Origin of the sequence: Bacteroides sedimenti (assembly GCF_040365225.1) — a bacterium.
In the GTDB taxonomy this organism is placed as follows: domain Bacteria; phylum Bacteroidota; class Bacteroidia; order Bacteroidales; family Bacteroidaceae; genus Bacteroides; species Bacteroides sedimenti.
The window spans coordinates 2,962,908-2,981,203 of record NZ_AP028055.1 but is presented as its reverse complement, the minus strand read 5'-3'; the positions used below and the strand labels follow the sequence as shown (position 1 = coordinate 2,981,203).

At 41.7% G+C, this 18,296-nt stretch carries 15 protein-coding genes; 10 read left to right on the top strand and 5 right to left on the bottom strand.

Annotated elements, in window-relative coordinates; genetic code table 11:
• Positions 1–158 precede the first annotated feature (158 nt).
• The 4 genes from ABWU87_RS11970 to ABWU87_RS11955 all read right to left on the bottom strand — a co-directional run bounded on the left by ABWU87_RS11970 (position 159) and on the right by ABWU87_RS11955 (position 4,257).
• Positions 159–1,652, bottom strand: coding sequence for a lipopolysaccharide biosynthesis protein (locus ABWU87_RS11970; RefSeq protein ID WP_353331012.1), 1,494 nt, complete (start codon positions 1,650–1,652; stop codon positions 159–161).
• An 87-nt stretch (positions 1,653–1,739) separates the two neighbouring features.
• On the bottom strand, positions 1,740–2,762 hold the full coding sequence (ruvB, locus tag ABWU87_RS11965) for a Holliday junction branch migration DNA helicase RuvB (protein ID WP_353331010.1): 1,023 nt from the start codon (positions 2,760–2,762) through the stop codon (positions 1,740–1,742).
• 67 nt (positions 2,763–2,829) lie between these two features.
• Positions 2,830–3,528 (bottom strand): DNA alkylation repair protein, encoded by a 699-nt coding sequence (locus tag ABWU87_RS11960; RefSeq protein WP_353331008.1) that lies wholly within the window; start codon positions 3,526–3,528, stop codon positions 2,830–2,832.
• A gap of 228 nt (positions 3,529–3,756) precedes the next feature.
• Positions 3,757–4,257: a helix-turn-helix domain-containing protein gene (locus ABWU87_RS11955; protein WP_353331006.1), complete on the bottom strand. Its 501-nt coding sequence runs from the start codon at positions 4,255–4,257 to the stop codon at positions 3,757–3,759.
• Between the two features lie 410 nt (positions 4,258–4,667).
• On the opposite strand from ABWU87_RS11955, the gene ABWU87_RS11950 reads away from it, so the two are divergent.
• The 8 genes from ABWU87_RS11950 to deoC all read left to right on the top strand — a co-directional run bounded on the left by ABWU87_RS11950 (position 4,668) and on the right by deoC (position 13,082).
• A complete protein-coding gene (locus ABWU87_RS11950) occupies positions 4,668–5,900 on the top strand; it encodes a nucleoside recognition domain-containing protein (protein WP_353331004.1) in 1,233 nt (410 codons plus the stop codon).
• Between the two features lie 9 nt (positions 5,901–5,909).
• Complete coding sequence (gene ybeY, locus ABWU87_RS11945) at positions 5,910–6,329, top strand: rRNA maturation RNase YbeY (protein ID WP_353331002.1); 420 nt, start codon at positions 5,910–5,912, stop codon at positions 6,327–6,329.
• Positions 6,330–7,062: 733 nt separating this feature from the next.
• The gene (mnmG, locus tag ABWU87_RS11940) at positions 7,063–8,937 is read left to right on the top strand and encodes a tRNA uridine-5-carboxymethylaminomethyl(34) synthesis enzyme MnmG (protein WP_353331000.1); all 1,875 of its coding nucleotides are present in this window, start codon (positions 7,063–7,065) and stop codon (positions 8,935–8,937) included.
• A gap of 57 nt (positions 8,938–8,994) precedes the next feature.
• On the top strand, positions 8,995–9,519 hold the full coding sequence (locus tag ABWU87_RS11935) for an adenine phosphoribosyltransferase (protein ID WP_353330997.1): 525 nt from the start codon (positions 8,995–8,997) through the stop codon (positions 9,517–9,519).
• Between the two features lie 21 nt (positions 9,520–9,540).
• Positions 9,541–11,352: an excinuclease ABC subunit UvrC gene (gene uvrC, locus ABWU87_RS11930; RefSeq protein ID WP_353330995.1), complete on the top strand. Its 1,812-nt coding sequence runs from the start codon at positions 9,541–9,543 to the stop codon at positions 11,350–11,352.
• 50 nt (positions 11,353–11,402) lie between these two features.
• Positions 11,403–11,855: a D-aminoacyl-tRNA deacylase gene (dtd, locus tag ABWU87_RS11925; RefSeq protein ID WP_353330993.1), complete on the top strand. Its 453-nt coding sequence runs from the start codon at positions 11,403–11,405 to the stop codon at positions 11,853–11,855.
• Positions 11,855–12,190, top strand: a complete 336-nt coding sequence (locus tag ABWU87_RS11920; protein WP_353330991.1) for a nucleotide pyrophosphohydrolase — start codon at positions 11,855–11,857, stop codon at positions 12,188–12,190. The genes dtd and ABWU87_RS11920 overlap by 1 nt, the downstream gene beginning before the upstream one ends.
• Complete coding sequence (gene deoC / locus ABWU87_RS11915) at positions 12,180–13,082, top strand: deoxyribose-phosphate aldolase (RefSeq protein ID WP_353330990.1); 903 nt, start codon at positions 12,180–12,182, stop codon at positions 13,080–13,082. The genes ABWU87_RS11920 and deoC overlap by 11 nt, the downstream gene beginning before the upstream one ends.
• 256 nt (positions 13,083–13,338) lie before the next feature.
• Here the strand turns inward: deoC and ABWU87_RS11910 are convergent, their stop codons facing one another.
• The gene (locus ABWU87_RS11910) at positions 13,339–14,313 is read right to left on the bottom strand and encodes a polyprenyl synthetase family protein (RefSeq protein ID WP_353330988.1); all 975 of its coding nucleotides are present in this window, start codon (positions 14,311–14,313) and stop codon (positions 13,339–13,341) included.
• Between the two features lie 88 nt (positions 14,314–14,401).
• Between ABWU87_RS11910 and polA the strand changes: the two genes are divergently transcribed.
• Together polA and ABWU87_RS11900 are read left to right on the top strand one after the other, a co-directional pair.
• Entirely contained in the window at positions 14,402–17,179 is a 2,778-nt protein-coding gene (gene polA / locus ABWU87_RS11905) for a DNA polymerase I (RefSeq protein WP_353330986.1), read from the top strand.
• A gap of 64 nt (positions 17,180–17,243) precedes the next feature.
• Complete coding sequence (locus tag ABWU87_RS11900; RefSeq protein WP_353330984.1) at positions 17,244–17,660, top strand: pyridoxamine 5'-phosphate oxidase family protein; 417 nt, start codon at positions 17,244–17,246, stop codon at positions 17,658–17,660.
• Positions 17,661–18,296: the final 636 nt, after the last annotated feature.

Below are 18,296 nucleotides of genomic sequence, written 5' to 3'. Positions count from 1 at the left end.
AAGTATGTTATTCATTTAAAAGACCGGTTTACAATAAATGTCATTGAATACCAGCTTCTGATATCAGATTACAGATTAAAAAAGCCGGCGGATTATAAGAGTAGCTTCGTAAGCACTCTTGTAAACCGCCGGCTATATACTTTCCCTAAGGAATCAGTTTATTTCTTAACGAATCGATTCACCAGGGGGATATTCTTCAATGGAAAATCTTTTTTAACGGTATACGCCATAAAGATAGAAAATAAAACAGTTCTGAATAATAAACGTAATAAAATGTTGTCTATTTTTATGTATTCAGAAGCAATGTAAAGCACCGCTGTGAGTAAAACATATTTTCCAATGCCTTTCAGGTCGTACTTAATTGGATATTTCTTCTGACCGATAATGTACGAGAGGATTGTTACTATGGCATAGCCGATAAGACTTGCCCAGGCACAGGCTATGTAGCCGTATTTTGGCACCCAGATTACATTGAGAAGGATAATCATGAAACAGCCTATCCCTGAGAAATAGGCTCCCCAGATGGTCTTATCAATGAGTTTATACCAGAATGAGAGGTTGAAATAGATGCCGTTGAGAATAGCCGCCACCATCACAATCCATACCACATCCAGTCCGCTCCAGTAGCCACGGGCAATAATATACCGGAATACATCCAGATACAGCATCACACCCAGAAAAGCTATCAGCGAAAAGATGATGAAGTATTTCATGGCATCGGCATACAGTTTCTTGTTGCCCTCTTCCCTGTTCTTACCGAAAACAAAGGGCTCGTATGCATAGCGGAAGGCCTGTGTAAACATCGTCATCACCATAGCCACCTTACTGGCAGCTCCGTAGATACCCAACTGTACATTGGCTTTTGTCTGGTCTTCGAAAAGAAAAGGGAAAATGATTTTATCGACCACCTGATTCAGGATTCCGGCGATTCCAAGAATAAGTATCGGGAAACAGTAAATCATCATCTTCTTCCACAACACTTTATTGAATACGTATTTAAAGCCGGTGAGCTCCTTAACGAAAGCAAACTGCTGAATCACGGTACAAATCAGGTTGGCAACAAATGCATAACCTACACCGTAATTGGGGTCATAGAACCAAGAAACGGTGGCAGGGAAGTGCACCAACAGCCATGGGCAGCATACGTAGAAAAAGAGATTGAGAAGGATATTGGGAATGATGAAGAGAAACTTCATCGCGGCAAATTTGATAGGGCGTTTTTTGTAACGCAGATAGGCAAACGGAACGCACTGAAAGGAATCGAGTGCTACAACAATAGCCATCATGGCGACAAACTCCGGATTCTGTCCGTAACCCAGGAAATTGGAAATTGGCACCAGGAAGAGTAGACTAAGCAGCGTAAAAATCAAAGAGCTCCCTCCTACCGAAATCAGTGTGGTGGAATATACCACCGAAGGATTCTCTTCCTGCTTATTAACAAAACGGAAAAAACCGGTTTCCATGCCATAGGTGAGCACCACAAGCAAAAGGGCCGTGATGGAATACATGTTCGTAATTACCCCATAGCCACCAGAGGCTGCAGAGAGTTTTACCGTATAGAGCGGAACTAATAAATAATTCAAAAAACGACCCACGATACTGCTCACTCCGTAGATTGCAGTATCTTTTGCCAATGATTTTAATCCGGCCATAATTAATCAGGATGTTTAGTTATCTGTTTCTATTTCAAAATCAGGAAACCGCTGAATTCACATCAGGAGAGACCTGATTGTTTTTCTCTAAAAGAGTGTCTGTTCTCTGCTGTACAAGCTCCTGCCTAGATGTTTATAAGCCAATTCGGTGACTTCGCGACCACGAGGAGTGCGTTTTAAAAAGCCTTCTTTAATTAGGAACGGCTCATAAACCTCTTCGATAGTACCCGGGTCTTCGCCCAATGCTGTGGCAATTGTGGTTATTCCCACCGGACCTCCTTTGAATTTATCGATAATGGTGCAAAGTATCTTGTTGTCAATTTCATCAAGGCCGTATTTATCTATATTCAGAGCCTCTAAGGCATAATCGGCTATCTCGGTATCGATAGAACCTGTGCCTTTCACCTGGGCAAAATCACGGACTCTTCTCAACAAAGCATTGGCAATACGGGGGGTTCCGCGGCTGCGCGAGGCAATCTCTCCGGCTGCATGAGAAGAACAAGGAACATCTAGAATACCGGCCGAACGGCTGATTATACCGCTAAGCACATCGTTATCGTAATATTCCAGATGCAGATTAATTCCAAAACGGGCACGCAAAGGGGCTGTCAGCAAACCACTGCGAGTGGTTGCACCAACTAACGTAAACGGGCTTAAATCAATCTGGATGCTTCGTGCGGAAGGCCCTTTATCAATCATGATATCAATGCGGTAATCCTCCATTGCGGAGTATAGATACTCTTCCACTACTGGCGAGAGACGGTGAATCTCATCGATGAAAAGGACATCATTTGGTTCAAGACTGGTCAGCACCCCGGCCAAATCTCCCGGTTTATCGAGCACCGGACCGGAAGTAATCTTGAATCCAACCCCCAGTTCATTGGCAATGATGTTGGAAAGTGTAGTCTTTCCCAATCCCGGAGGTCCGTGAAGCAAAACATGATCCAGCGCCTCCCCCCTCAAGCGGGCGGCTTTCACAAAGATACGGAGATTCTCCACCACCTTGTCCTGACCGCTGAAACTTTCAAAGCTCAATGGCCGCAACGCGTTCTCGTAATCCCTCTCTTTATTGGTCAGCTGATGCTCACGTATATTAAAATTCTCTTCCATGCTTCACACTAATAAAAGAACAAAGGTATGAAATATCATCAAAAGGGGGCCTCTGATTTTACATTTATTACCTTTTCATATAATACTTTCTCTCTTGTTCGCTTAATTTCTCGATGGAATAGCGCAACATGGTACGCGGCATCTCTTTGTGATGCTTTTCCAGAAACTCAACCAATACCTCTTTCTTACGTTTTCCAGCCTCGCGCAGCATCCAGCCGACGGCCTTGTGCATTAAATCGTGAGGATGGTGCAGCATCATCTCTGCAAGCCTGATGGTATCGGTAAATTCATTGTTCCTGATAAATGTCAGAGTTGCCAGCATGGCAATGCGCTGATCCCATAAAAGTGAGCTGGAAGCCAGTCTATACAACTCCTCACGCGAACGGTTTATGAGATAACCGCCTACTATTTGGGGGGCACTAAGGTCTACCAAATCCCAGTTGTTTATCCTGGAGGTGCTCGATAAGTAAAAATGATAAATCCTTGTTCTCTCCTCTTCGCTCCCTTTCTTGAAGCCTTCCACCAAAATCAGGAGAGCGCACATGCGGCACTCATGGTATTCGGATTTAAGCAACAGGGCTATTTCATCGAACGGCAACGTCTTGAATATTTTAGCCACCAGACGAATATCAGGCACTACGACCCCCATAAAACGGTCTCCTTCGCCATATTGTCCTTTTCCGGTCTTGAAGAAAACAGGCAGAAAATCCCTTTTCTGCTCGTTTGCATGCTTTTCCAGCTCTATTTTTACTTCGATTGCATTCATATTGAAAGACAAAAATAGTAAAGTTCCGGATTGTATCCGTTTCTTATCATAATATTTACAGAAAAAATAAGAGAGGGTATTTGAACAGCTGTTGCTTATTCAAATACCCTCTCCCGAAACTTACTTTCGCAAGTTTCTTCACTTCCCTAGATCACGCCTGACCTAGCCTAACTATATTTTTTGAAACACAAAGGTCTTGTTATCATTTTAATATGCCATCAACATAACTCAATAAGATTCTGCATCTGATCCAGGATCTACTTTATTCAATTCGTTCCTGTATATCATCAACATTCTGTACTGCACCGGCGAAATCCCTGTTAGCTTCTTAAATGAAGCATAGAAAGCACTGACTGAAGAGAAACCACAATTTCTGGCAATCTCCTTGATCGGCACCGATAGCGGGTTAGATCCCAACATTGTTTTGCAATATTCAACCCGGTAACGATTTATTAGGGTTTTAAAATTGCAACCAAAATTTTTGTTGATTGAATTAGACAAATAAGTGGTATTGGTTCCAACCATAGAACTAAGCTTTACAAGAGACAGAGATGAGTCCAGATAGATTTTTTTAGAATCCATGTTATAAAGGACCTCCTGATAAATTTTCATCTCATGATTAGGATCGATTTCTGAAGAATCGCCATCCTTATTCACAACCGATTGCAGAGTCCCTTTCTCCTTTAGAAGATTTAGTTGTGATACAAATAGTTTAAACAGATTAGACATGTGTTTCTTTTTTATAATGTTAACGGTTCATTATCCTGCACCTAAACTCAAAATATTACTTGCACTCTTCTTATAAAATATTAATCCAATTTTACACATAAATCATCAATCACTTGATTATTAATGTTTTAAATATAAACAAACTAAATTCTATTCATACACAGTCAATTTATATTATCAACAATCATTTATTCAATAATGTTTTTGTGAAATTAATTTTTTTTGCATTTTAATCATATTAATCTGAAAGATAAGTACTAAACATCGACATAAGAGAGAAATAGAATACCCTCTATTATATTATTGAGCCTGTAAAAATGAAATAAATTGAAGCTGAAAAACAACAAAAAAAACAGCAATAACTAAAAACATATTCCTAATTTTGCAAAAATCTATAAATCTGTAATCATATGGTATTAAATTATATCTGGATCGCATTCTTTATCATTGCCTTTGTTGTAGCATTAGTGAAATTAATCTTCTTTGGAGATACACAGGTTTTTACCGACATCATGAATTCAACCTTCAGTTCGTCAAAAACAGCTTTCGATATTTCTCTGGGGTTGACAGGTATTCTTTCTCTCTGGCTTGGAATTATGAAAATCGGAGAACAAGGAGGGCTGATCAATGTTCTTTCGAGATGGCTAAGTCCGCTATTCTGCAAACTATTCCCCGGAATACCTAAAGGACACCCGGCAATGGGGGCCATGTTCATGAACATCTCTGCCAATATGCTTGGACTCGACAATGCTGCTACTCCATTAGGCCTGAAAGCTATGAAAGAGTTGCAAGAGCTGAATCCTGATAAGAAAACAGCCAGTAACCCCATGATCATGTTTCTGGTGATAAATACCGCCGGACTTACTTTGATTCCGGTCAGCATTATGGTTTACAGGGCACAATTGGGAGCCGCACAGCCAACCGATATTTTTGTGCCGATTATGATTTCCACTTTTAGTGCTGCCATTGTAGGTGTAATAGCCGCAAGCCTCTTTCAGGGAATTAATCTATTCAATAAAACAATCCTGGCTTTCATTGGCGCAATTAGTGCTTTTATCGGTGGGGTAATCTTTCTGTTCAGCGTACTTCCTAAAGAAGTGATGGGCACCTACTCTACTGTTTTTGCAAATATATTCCTCTTTTCGGTAATTCTCATTTTCTTATATTCGGGAATCAGAAAGAAAATCAATGTGTACGAAACCTTTGTGGAAGGTGCTAAGGAGGGATTCTCGACAGCTGTGAGAATCATTCCCTACTTGGTGGCTATCCTGGTAGGAGTTGCCGTATTCAGGGCTTCGGGAGCTATGGACTTTATTATTCAGGGTATAGAATATGTATTTAAGCTAAGCGGTATGGACACTAGTTTTGTTGGCGGACTTCCCGTTGCACTGATGAAACCTTTGAGCGGAAGTGGCGCGCGAGGACTGATGGTAGATGCCATGACCACATACGGCGCCGATTCGTTTGTAGGCCGCCTGTCATGTATCTTCCAGGGTTCTACTGACACAACCTTCTATGTACTGGCTGTATACTTTGGAAGCGTGGGAATCAGGAAAACACGCCATGCTGTTACTTGTGGATTGATTGCCGACCTTGCCGGTGTTATTACAGCGATTTCTGTTTGTTATTTATTCTTTCATTAAAAAAATTCTATGGCTATAAGTTATCAGACCGACGGGATAAAAATGCCCGCCATTAAAAAAAGAGAGACCACCGCATGGATTAAGCAAGTGGCAGCAACATACGAAAAGAAAATTGGGGAGATAGCCTATATTTTCTGTTCAGACGAAAAGATTCTGGAGGTAAACCGTGAATACCTGCAGCACGATTATTACACGGATATTATCACCTTCGATTATTGTGAAGGAAATATCATCTCGGGAGACATATTCATCAGCCTGGATACGGTAAAAAGCAACTCGGAACAGTTTAACACTGCATATGACGAGGAACTACACCGCACCATTATCCACGGAATTCTTCACTTGTGCGGCATTGACGACAAAGGAGAAGGGGAACGGGAGATTATGGAGGCTGCGGAAAACAAGGCGCTTGCGCTGAAAAGCAACTAAATCCGGATCCTTTACACAGTAGAAAAGATTACTCAAGGGGTTGTCCTAAAGTCGGGACAACCCCTATTTTATACCTGCTACTCCCGGTTCTAACTGAAAACGTTTTCAAATATTCTGTTCTCAAAGAGGTAATTTTACTTTTTTGCCCAGCTGGCTTTAATAGCTGAGAGAATAGTTGCGTTGTCTTTTGTTTAACAGAATATATTCTTGCCAATTCTACGGGATTTAGTCTGTAAACTGGAGATTTCCTCTTCAACACATCGTTTTAGTCCAATATTGGTCCTTATTTTGCATCTTCGCGTTGGGGATGAAACTTCTTCGGAATTGCACCGTTCTGGTTTTAATAATACAGTTATATCATAGAACAATGGTTTGCCCCTGCTCTAAAGCCTTGTTTTAGGTCTTTATCTCTGCTTGCCGTAAACGCTGGTTTATTTACTCGAAACATAATGGGAAGTGTAATTTTCCTCTGGTACTTAAGCCCTCAATCCCAAATCGCCCACCCCCTAGTACCTGCGGGATTATTAAGACTACATTCCTATTAACAATGGAGCTGTTTGAAACTGAAAATAGGAAAAAGAGGCAGACTGAAAACTCAATTTTTCGAAGAAAAAGAGACTACTCCCCGCCTCTTGTGCCGGCGCATAAAAGGGCGTTATGAATTCTTTTGATTCCAAACCGAAAACATACAGAGTATTTTTCTTAAATTTGCGGCGTAAAATAGATTGAATCAATGGATTTTAAGTACGACGTAATTGTAATCGGAGCTGGTCACGCCGGTTGTGAAGCTGCTGCCGCTGCTGCCAACCTGGGGTCGAAGACCTGTCTCATTACAATGGATATGAATAAAATTGCTCAGATGAGCTGCAATCCTGCAGTCGGTGGTATTGCCAAAGGACAGATAGTTCGGGAAATTGATGCTTTGGGTGGTTACATGGGATTGGTGACAGACCAAACTGCCATTCAGTTCCGCATGCTTAACCGTTCGAAAGGACCTGCGATGTGGAGCCCCCGCGCTCAGTGCGACCGAAACAAGTTTATCTGGGCTTGGAGGGAAATACTCGAAAATCTGCCAAATCTCCATATCTGGCAGGACACAGTAAAGGAAATAATCGTTGAAAACGGAGAAATTACAGGATTAAAAACGCTTATGGATGTGGAGTTCCGGGCAAAGACTGTGATTCTGACAGCCGGCACATTCCTGAACGGACTGATGCATATCGGAAAAACCCAACTTCCGGGAGGAAGAATGGCTGAGCCGGCATCTTACCTTTTAACCGAATCCATCGTTCAACACGGAATCAAGTTCGACCGAATGAAAACCGGAACACCGGTACGCATTGACGGGCGTAGCGTGAATTACGATTTAATGGGAATACAGGATGGAGAAAATGATTTCCATAAATTCTCCTACATGGATACAAGTATCCGCCATCTGAAACAGTTGCAATGCTGGACCTGTTATACCAATGAAGAGGTGCACCAGATACTCCGCGACGGACTTGCGGACTCTCCCCTTTACAACGGACAAATCCAGAGCATAGGACCAAGATATTGCCCCAGTATTGAAACCAAGATCGTAACTTTCCCGGATAAGGACCAACATCAGCTGTTCCTAGAACCGGAAGGAGAAACAACTCAGGAGATGTACCTCAACGGATTCTCCTCTTCACTCCCACTCGACATTCAAATCCGGGCTTTAAGGAAAATACCGGCATTTAAGGATCTGGTTATTTACCGTCCTGGATATGCTATTGAATATGACTTTTTCGACCCAACACAATTAAAACACACGTTGGAATCGAAGATAATTAAAAATCTATTCTTTGCAGGACAGGTAAACGGAACCACCGGATACGAAGAGGCGGGCGGACAAGGCATCATCGCAGGAATCAACGCGCACTTAAACTGTCACGGTGGAGAGCCTTTCGTGTTGGGCCGTGATGAAGGGTATATCGGCGTTTTAATCGATGACTTGGTAACAAAAGGTGTTGACGAGCCTTACAGGATGTTTACCTCACGCGCCGAATACCGGATATTGCTGCGTCAGGACGATGCAGATATGCGCCTGACCGAAAGATCGTATCAGATAGGATTGGCTAAAAGAGACCGTTTCGACCTTTTGATCGAGAAAAGAGACGAGATTCATCGCGTTGTGGATTTCGCGCGCAAGCATTCTGTTAAAGTAGGTCCAATCAACGATTGGTTGGAAGCAGTTGGAACTACCCCGCTAAAGCAAGGGTGCAAGCTGATAGATCTGATCAATAGGCCACAAATCACACTGGACAACATTTCGGAAGCAGTTCCCTCCTTCAAGGAAGAACTCGATAAAATCGTCGAAAGAAAGGAAGAGATCAAAGAAGCCGCTGAAATATTAATCAAGTACGAAGGATACATCAATCGCGAAAGAATGATTGCCGATAAAATCGAGCGTCTTGAAACAATCAAAATCAAAGGCAAGTTTGACTACAATTCAATCAATTCGATTTCAACCGAAGCAAGACAAAAGCTCATCAAGATTGATCCGGAAACCATCGCGCAAGCGAGCCGGATTCCGGGCATCTCACCAAGCGATATAAACGTATTGCTGGTGCTTTTAAGGAAATAACAAGCCACGTTTCACGTGAAACAAAGAAATTAATATAAAGCAATTAAAATACTGGTTATGAACAAAGAAAAGCTTATCAAAAGCATTAGAAATGTACCCGACTTTCCGATACCCGGAATTCAGTTTAAAGATGAAACAACACTCTTCAAAGATGCCGATTGTTTGAAGGAACTTTCAGACGAGCTCTACGAAATGTACAAAGATAAAGGGATTACTAAGGTGGCAGGTATTGAATCACGCGGATTCATTATGGGACCGATTCTGGCAGCAAGATTAGGAGCAGGATTTATTCCAATCCGCAAACCAGGAAAACTACCAGCTGCGACTCTGGAAGAGAGCTATAATAAAGAGTACGGTACGGACACAATCCAAATGCACAAGGATGCCATCACTGAAGACGATGTGGTTTTGCTGCACGACGACCTGTTGGCAACCGGTGGAACCATGAAAGCCGCCATAAAATTAACCAAAAGATTTAATCCGAAAGAAATCTACGTTAATTTCATCATTGAGCTTTTAGACTTGAAAGGAAGAGCAATATTTGATGAAGAGGATAATGTAGAGGTTGTTCTGGCATTATAATCAATAATAATCTGCAAAGTAATGGATGCTCAGGAGCTGAAAACTTCGGAATATTTAAAGGGGATTGTACTCAATCTACCCGAAGGACCGGGCGTGTACCAGTATTTAGACTCTCACGGCACCATTATTTATGTAGGAAAAGCCAAAAACCTAAAAAGAAGGGTTTACTCCTACTTCAGTAAAGAACATGAACCCGGGAAAACAAGGGTTTTAGTCAGCAAGATTGCCGATATACGGTACATCGTAGTGAATACAGAAGAGGATGCCCTCTTGCTGGAAAACAATCTGATCAAGAAATACCGACCACGATATAACGTATTATTAAAGGACGACAAAACCTACCCTTCCATTTGCGTAAGCAATGAATACTTTCCGCGAGTATTTAAAACCAGAAGAATTATCCGGGATGGCTCTACTTACTATGGTCCATATAGCCATGTGCCATCAATGAATGCTTTGCTGGATCTTATAAAACACCTATACCCCATACGGAGCTGCCATCTAAACCTGACTCCGGAAAATATACGGGCCGGAAAATTCAAAGTTTGCCTGGAATACCACATAAAAAACTGTGCAGGTCCCTGCGTGGGACTCTTCACACACGAGGAATACCTTAAAAACATTGCCGAAGTAAAGGAAATCCTCAAAGGAAATACCCAGGAAATAAGCAAGGCGCTGTATCAGAAAATGCAGGAATTGGCAATGGAGCTCCGATTTGAAGAGGCGCAAGCTGTGAAGGAGAAATTTGAACTGATTGAGAATTTCCGGGCCAAATCAGAAGTCGTCAGCAACGTATTGCACAATATCGACGTATTTTCGATTGCTGACGATGAGAAATCGGCCTTTATCAACTACCTGCATATCACCAATGGCAGCATCAATCAGGCATTCACTTTTGAATACAAGAAAAAGCTGGATGAAACTCCGGAAGAATTGCTTTCTCTGGGTATTGTGGAGATGCGCGAACGCTACAAGAGCCATTCTAAAGAGATAATCGTTCCTTTTGAGCTCGAAATGGAGCTGAACGATGTAACATTCACAGTTCCACAGCGAGGGGACAAGAAAAAACTGCTGGATCTTTCGCTGATGAACGTAAAACAGTATAAGGTTGACCGACTGAAGCAGGCCGAAAAGCTGAATCCGGAGCAACGAAGCATGCGTATCCTGAAGCGAATGCAGAGCGATTTCCACCTGAAAGAGCTCCCTATGCACATCGAATGTTTCGATAACTCGAACATTCAGGGGGCATACCCGGTCTCTTCGTGCGTAGTATTTAAAAAGGCCAAACCATCGAAAAAGGACTATCGCCATTTTAATATAAAGACGGTAGAAGGACCAAACGACTTTGCATCCATGGAAGAGGTGGTTTACAGGCGATATAAGCGACTTTTGGACGAAGAACAGCCATTGCCGCAGCTGGTGATCGTTGACGGCGGTAAAGGGCAGCTGAGCTCGGCTCAGAAGATATTCAACGAGCTTAATCTGTTCGGTCGTGTAACACTGATTGGCATTGCCAAAAGACTCGAAGAGATCTATTTCCCCGATGATCCCTACCCCATTTACCTGGACAAGAACTCGGAAACCCTTAAGGTAATCCAGCATCTACGTGATGAAGCTCACCGTTTCGGCATTACATTCCATCGCAACAAGCGAAGCAAGGGACAGACAAAATCGGCCTTGGATGAAATAAAGGGCATCGGAGAGAAGAGCAAAACCGCATTATTGAAGGAGTTCAAGAGCGTGAAACGCATCCGAGAAGCTTCACTGGAAGAACTTACCACCGTTGTGGGCGACGCAAAAGCAAAAATTATTCAGGAGAATCTTCGTAAATAAATGCAGAATAATTAACTTTGTCTTTCACGACACATGATAAAAACTATAAAATGAGAGCTGTAATACAACGGGTCAGCCATGCCTCTGTGACCATAAACGGGACTTGTAAATCCGCAATTAAGGAAGGATTGCTTGTGCTGGCAGGGTTCGAGGAAGCCGACGGACAAGAGGACATTGAATGGCTGTGCAAAAAGATCGTCAATCTGCGAATTTTTGACGACGAAAACGGAGTAATGAACAAGTCGATAGTTGATATAGACGGAGAGATTCTTGTAATTAGTCAGTTTACACTCCACGCATCAACTAAGAAAGGGAACCGTCCATCATACATCAAGGCAGCGAAACCGGAAATATCCATCCCCCTATACGAGACGTTCTGCGAGGAACTGAGTTTCGCCCTAGGAAAAGAGGTGGGAACCGGAGAATTCGGCGCCGACATGAAAGTGGAACTATTGAATAACGGACCCGTAACCATCTGTTTTGACACTAAAAACAAGGAATAATGAGACTGGATGAAGCGCAAAAAGAGGTCGATAACTGGATAAAAACATACGGAGTCCGCTACTTTAGCGAGCTAACCAATATGGCGGTTTTAACCGAAGAGGTGGGCGAACTGGCACGGGTCATAGCACGTAAATACGGGGATCAATCATTCAAGAAAGGCGAAGAGTGCAATCTGGCCGACGAAATGGCGGATGTGCTCTGGGTGCTGATCTGCCTGGCGAATCAGACAGGCGTCGACCTGACCGAGGCTTTCCGGAAGAACCTCGAAAAAAAGACAAAGAGAGATAACGAAAGGCATATAAACAATCCTAAACTGACAAGTAATGGAAAATAACGAAGCTGAAAAAACCAAGTATGAAATTGCTCTGGAAAAGTACAATACTGACCTTAGCGACAACGATATCAAAGCAAAAGTGGCCGCACTGATTGAGAAGAATCTGGCCAAAAACAATACAGAGGAGGTGAAGAGATTTCTCTTTCACTGCATAGACCTCACCTCATTGAACACTACAGACAGCACAGAAAGCATTCTTTCCTTTACTGAAAAGGTTAATAGATTCGCAGATGAATTCGGTGATATGGAGAACGTGGCTGCAATCTGTGTTTATCCAAATATGGCGCAAGTAGTTAACGATTCACTGGAAGCTGATGACGTAAAAATAGCTGCTGTAAGCGGAGGATTCCCCTCCTCTCAGACCTTCATTGAGGTGAAAATTGCAGAGACGGCAATGGCAATTATGGAAGGAGCCAACGAAATTGATATCGTAATTCCGGTAGGCAAATTCTTGAGTGGCGATTACGAAGATATGTGCGACGAGATACAGGAACTGAAAGACACTTGCAAGGAAAATACCCTGAAAGTAATCCTTGAAACTGGTGCTTTGGAAAGCGCATCCAACATTAAAAAAGCATCTATCCTCTCCATGTATGCCGGTGCCGATTTCATTAAGACTTCGACCGGAAAGCAGCAACCTGCCGCAACTCCCGAAGCTGCTTATGTAATGTGCGAGGCAATCAAGGAATATTATGATTTAACCGGCAATAAAATCGGTTTTAAGCCCGCTGGAGGTATTAACAGTGTACAGGATGCACTCGTGTACTATTCAATCGTAAAAGAGATCCTGGGCGAAGAATGGCTAACCAATGAGCTCTTCCGTCTTGGAACCAGCCGTCTGGCAAACCTACTGCTTTCAGACATCAAGGGAGAAGAGGTCAAATTCTTCTAAGACAACCCTCCTATCCGGATTTTGAAACAATAAAAAAAGTAATCCCCTGTATCACCTCCGTTTTAGAGAAGAGATACAGGGGATTGTTCTATATCGTTAATCGAACTTATCCCGATAGTTAAGCTGTTTATTTGCCTCTAAATAATAAAATGGTCCGGATTAAAACTAGGTTTGCCCTAGAGTATATTCTGTTTACACCTACACCTTACCGGGGAAAACAACTGAAATAATAATTAAATAGACTGCAATAAATGGGTTATTTCTTTCGATCAACCACGTAATCCAGATAATCGACCAAAGAACGTTTTATTTCGGAATCTGGGAAATCAGCCAGTAAGCTGATTGCTTTTGAATGGTAATCCATCATTACCTGCGTTGCATATTCAATACCCATGTTCTTTTTCGTATAATTGATCATTCCGGTTATTTCTTCGACCGTAGCTGTGCCGGCTTTAATCTTTACAGCCATCTCCTTTACTGAAAAATCGTCAGAGTGATTGATTGCATGAATAGCAGGCAATGTAAGTTTTCCTTCACGCATATCATTTCCCGTAGGTTTCCCTACCTCTCTATCATCGAAATAATCAAAGATATCGTCTTTAATCTGGAAACAAATTCCGGTATATTCACCAAACAAACGAGCCATTTCCAGTTGCTCTGGAGTAGCATCGGCCGACAGGGCAGCAGTTTGTGTACATGCAGCGAATAGAGCTGCTGTTTTTTTGCGGATTACATCAAAATAGACAGATTCTGATATTTCGGTATTACTTACATTAGAAAGTTGAAGCAACTCCCCTTCTGATAAATCTTGTCCCAGCTGCGAAACCACTTTAATTATCTCGTTATTATTAGAGAAGGCAGCTTGATAAAGACAGGTGGCAAGCAGATAATCTCCTACAAGAATAGATACCTTATTGTTATAGATTGCGTTTACAGATGCCTGTCCTCGACGTTCGGAGCTCTCATCAACCACATCATCATGAACCAGACTGGCTGTGTGAAGAAGCTCTAAAGAAACTGCGGCATGCAGTGTCGAGCTGGTTACTTTTCCTAACAAACGAGCAATCAGTAAAACCAAAATTGGACGCATCATCTTCCCTTTTCGTTGTTTGATATGCGAAAGCACCTCTTTCAATAAGGGATTCGAATTATCCAACGAAGTATGAAAGAGCTCTTTGAACTGCTCTAAATCTGTGTTTATAGGAGACTTAATCTGAGATAATCTGTCCATAGAAAATTGAATTTGACCACAAAAGTAATAATAAAACCATTAATCTGGTATTTTTTTGTAATTTTACCAAAGAAAAATATGAAAGATTATGAATCAGACTGATAAATTATTCCTTCTTGACGCTTACGCACTCATATACAGAGCCTACTATGCATTTATTAAAAGCCCAAGATTTAACTCCAAAGGCCTTAACACATCTGCTATTCTAGGTTTTGTTAACACCCTTGAGGAGCTGCTGAAAAAGGAAAATCCTACACATATCGGGGTGGCTTTCGACCCCTCGGGACCCACTTTCAGACATGAAGCTTTTGAACAATATAAGGCACATAGAGAGGAAACACCGGAAGGAATCCGAACTGCGGTGCCAATAATTAAGGACATTATCCGGGCTTATCGTATTCCAATTCTGGAGATTCCGGGGTATGAAGCAGATGATGTAATTGGTACGTTGGCGACTAAAGCCGGCGAACTGGGAATCACTACTTACATGATGACTCCCGATAAAGATTATGGCCAGCTGGTAAGTGAGCATGTTTTTATGTACCGTCCCAAATTCGGCGACAAAGAATTTGAAGTTCTTGGCGTAGAAGAGGTGAAAGCAAAATATGATATCTCCTCCCCTGCTCAGGTAATCGACTTGCTTGGGTTGATGGGTGACAGCTCGGACAACATTCCGGGATGTCCAGGCGTTGGAGAAAAAACGGCACTAAAATTAATTGGTGAATTTGGCAGCATCGAAAATCTGCTGGAGCATACTGACCAACTTAAAGGTGCACTAAAAACAAAAGTGGAAACCAACAAGGAGATGATTACCTTCTCTAAATTTTTGGCGACCATAAAAATCGATGTTCCCATAGAACTAAAAATGGATGAACTGGTTCGGGAGGAACCAAACGAAGAAGAACTGAGAAAAATTTTCGAGGAGCTGGAATTTCGTAACCTGATTGAGCGAATTTTCAAAATTGAGAAAAAACAGGTGAACATAGCCCCACAACAAGGCGATCTCTTTGGATTTTTCACGCCCGAAGGGCAGGAAGAAGAAAAATACTCGAATCTAGCAGGGTTAGAATCGATCGATTACGACTATCAACTTATTGATAATGAAGCGAAGAGGACTGATTTTATTCAAAGGATATTGACATCTGAGATTATTAGCCTAGACACCGAAACCACCGGAACCGATCCGATATCGGCAGAATTGGTAGGAATGAGCTTTAGCGTGGCCGAAAATCAGGCTTACTACATTCCGGTACCTGCCGACCAAGAGGAAGCGCAAAAAATTGTTAATGAGCTCCGCCCTATCTTCGAAAATGAAAAATCGCTCAAGGTGGGACAGAACATTAAGTACGACATGCTGGTACTCCAAAATTATGGAGTAGAAATAAAGGGTGAGATTTTCGATACAATGATTGCTCACTATGTTCTTCAACCGGAACTCAGACATGGCATGGATTACCTTGCAGAAATTTATCTAAACTACAATACAATCAAAATTGAGGAGCTGATCGGGGCAAAAGGGAAAAACCAGGGAAACATGCGCGACCTTTCTCCCGAACAGGTTTACAAGTACGCTTGCGAAGATGCCGATGTAACATTGAAACTTAAAAATGTTCTTGAAAAAGAGCTGAAGGAAAACGGGGTGGAAGATCTGTTTTACAAAATCGAGATGCCACTTGTTCCGGTTCTTGCCAATATTGAAAGAAATGGGATGAAACTGGATACCGACACGCTCGGTCAAACTTCTGAGGATTTTAACTCAAGAATGAACGAAATAGAAAAAGAAATTTTCGCACTTGCCGGAATGGAGTTCAACATCAGTTCCCCCAAACAGGTGGGTGAGGTTCTTTTTGAAAAACTGAAAGTGGTTGAAAAAGCCAAGAAGACCAAAACTGGTCAGTACTCCACATCGGAGGATGTTCTGGAGAGCCTGCGGAGTAAACACCCGGTTGTTGAAAAAATTCTGGAATACCGCGGACTAAAAAAACTGGTCAGCACTTATGTCGATGCACTACCACAACTAATCAATCCCAAAACCGGTAAGATTCATACCTCATTCAATCAGACTGTGACGGCAACAGGACGATTAAGTTCCAGCAACCCCAATCTGCAGAATATTCCAATCCGTGACGAAGACGGAAAAGAGATCAGAAAAGCATTTATCCCGGATGAAGGATGCAGCTTTTTCTCTGCCGACTATTCACAGATTGAATTGAGAATTATGGCACATCTAAGCGAAGACCCTAACATGGTTGAAGCCTTTACTTCAGGGCATGACATTCATGCTGCAACAGCTGCAAAGATCTATAAAACAGATATTTCTGAGGTAACAAAAGATATGAGACGGAAGGCGAAAACAGCCAACTTTGGAATAATCTACGGTATTTCAGTATTCGGTTTAGCTGAGCGAATGGCTGTGGAAAGAAAAGAGGCAAAAGAGCTAATTGACGGATACTTTGAAACCTATCCAAAGGTAAAGGAGTACATGGATAAGAGCATTGAAGTAGCCAGGAATAACGGTTATGTTGAAACTATTTTCCATAGGAAACGATACCTACCCGATATCAATTCACGCAATGCAGTAGTGAGAGGTTATGCTGAAAGAAATGCTATTAATGCTCCGATTCAGGGAAGTGCAGCCGACATTATCAAGGTTGCAATGGTTAATATTTATAACCGTTTTAAACGAGAGAATATAAAAGCCAAAATGATCCTTCAGGTGCATGACGAATTAAACTTCAGCGTTCCATCCGATGAGAAAGAGTTGGTGGAACGAATTGTGATGGAAGAAATGGAGAATGCCTACCACATGCACGTTCCGTTAAAAGCCGACTGCGGATGGGGGAATAACTGGCTGGAAGCACATTAATTTTCTGGATTATAAAACAATGAGATTCAAACGCTTGTTTAATAGATTAAATGAATAATTGCATATGAAACAGATAGAAGAACAAAAAAAGGCAGCTCTTGAAATAATTGAATCAATACCTCTGGTATTTCTATCAACAATAGATGAGGAGGGATACCCTACTACACGTATCATGATGAATCTCAGGCACAAGGAATATACATACCTTACTCCGCTATACGAGAAAGAAGAGAATCCGATGACCATTTATCTTACTACTCATCTTTCTACTAAAAAGATTCAGGAGATCATCGCCAACAATAAATCTGCCCTTTACTTTTATGATCATGATACTTACAAAGCACTACTGCTTCAAGGGAAACTTGAGTTAGTAGAGGACAAGGAACTTAAGAGAAAAGCGTGGAACAATAAATGGAAAGAGTTCTTTCCTAAAGGGGTAGAATCAGATGAATACTGCCTACTGCGCTTTATCCCCGTTTAAAAAGGGAAATTTTATAAAAGATGCTGATAAAACCTATTATTTCACGTGAAACAATAGGTTTGGAAAATCTATATAAATCGTAAAAATATCTGTGATTATCAACGCTCTAGCAATTTTTGAACGAGGAATAATCACAGATATTTTTTATTGATGTCTAAGAAATGAAATCGTTACAAAAACAAAGTATCTTCCCTACCCGATTCGAATCACTGCCGTAATGACCTTCTTCAAAAAGTTTACCAGATGCTACTTTGGCAAGGTGGTGAATCGGGATATCATTCTGAGTAAGACTTCTTCCGGTAAATTCTTGTTTAAGATTATCAGGATCGATCAAAGGAGTTTCGTCAGCAGTTGCTGTTAAACAATCGTCGGTTGCATTACCAGATGTGATTGTTACATTTCTTGCTTTGACTCTCTTTTTCCCGAACTCTGCATAACTAACGCATGATGAAAAATGGTGGCGGCATGTCTTTCGTTATGAACATCCATATCATTCATCATCAGACCATTTTCAATAGACAGATTCAAAGAAGTAATGCCAAATCCGATGAGGATTCTGACCTGACAAACTATGTCTAACCATCATTGCAGAATGGAAAATATCAGGTGTATAAATGGTAAAACTTCCTTTATAGA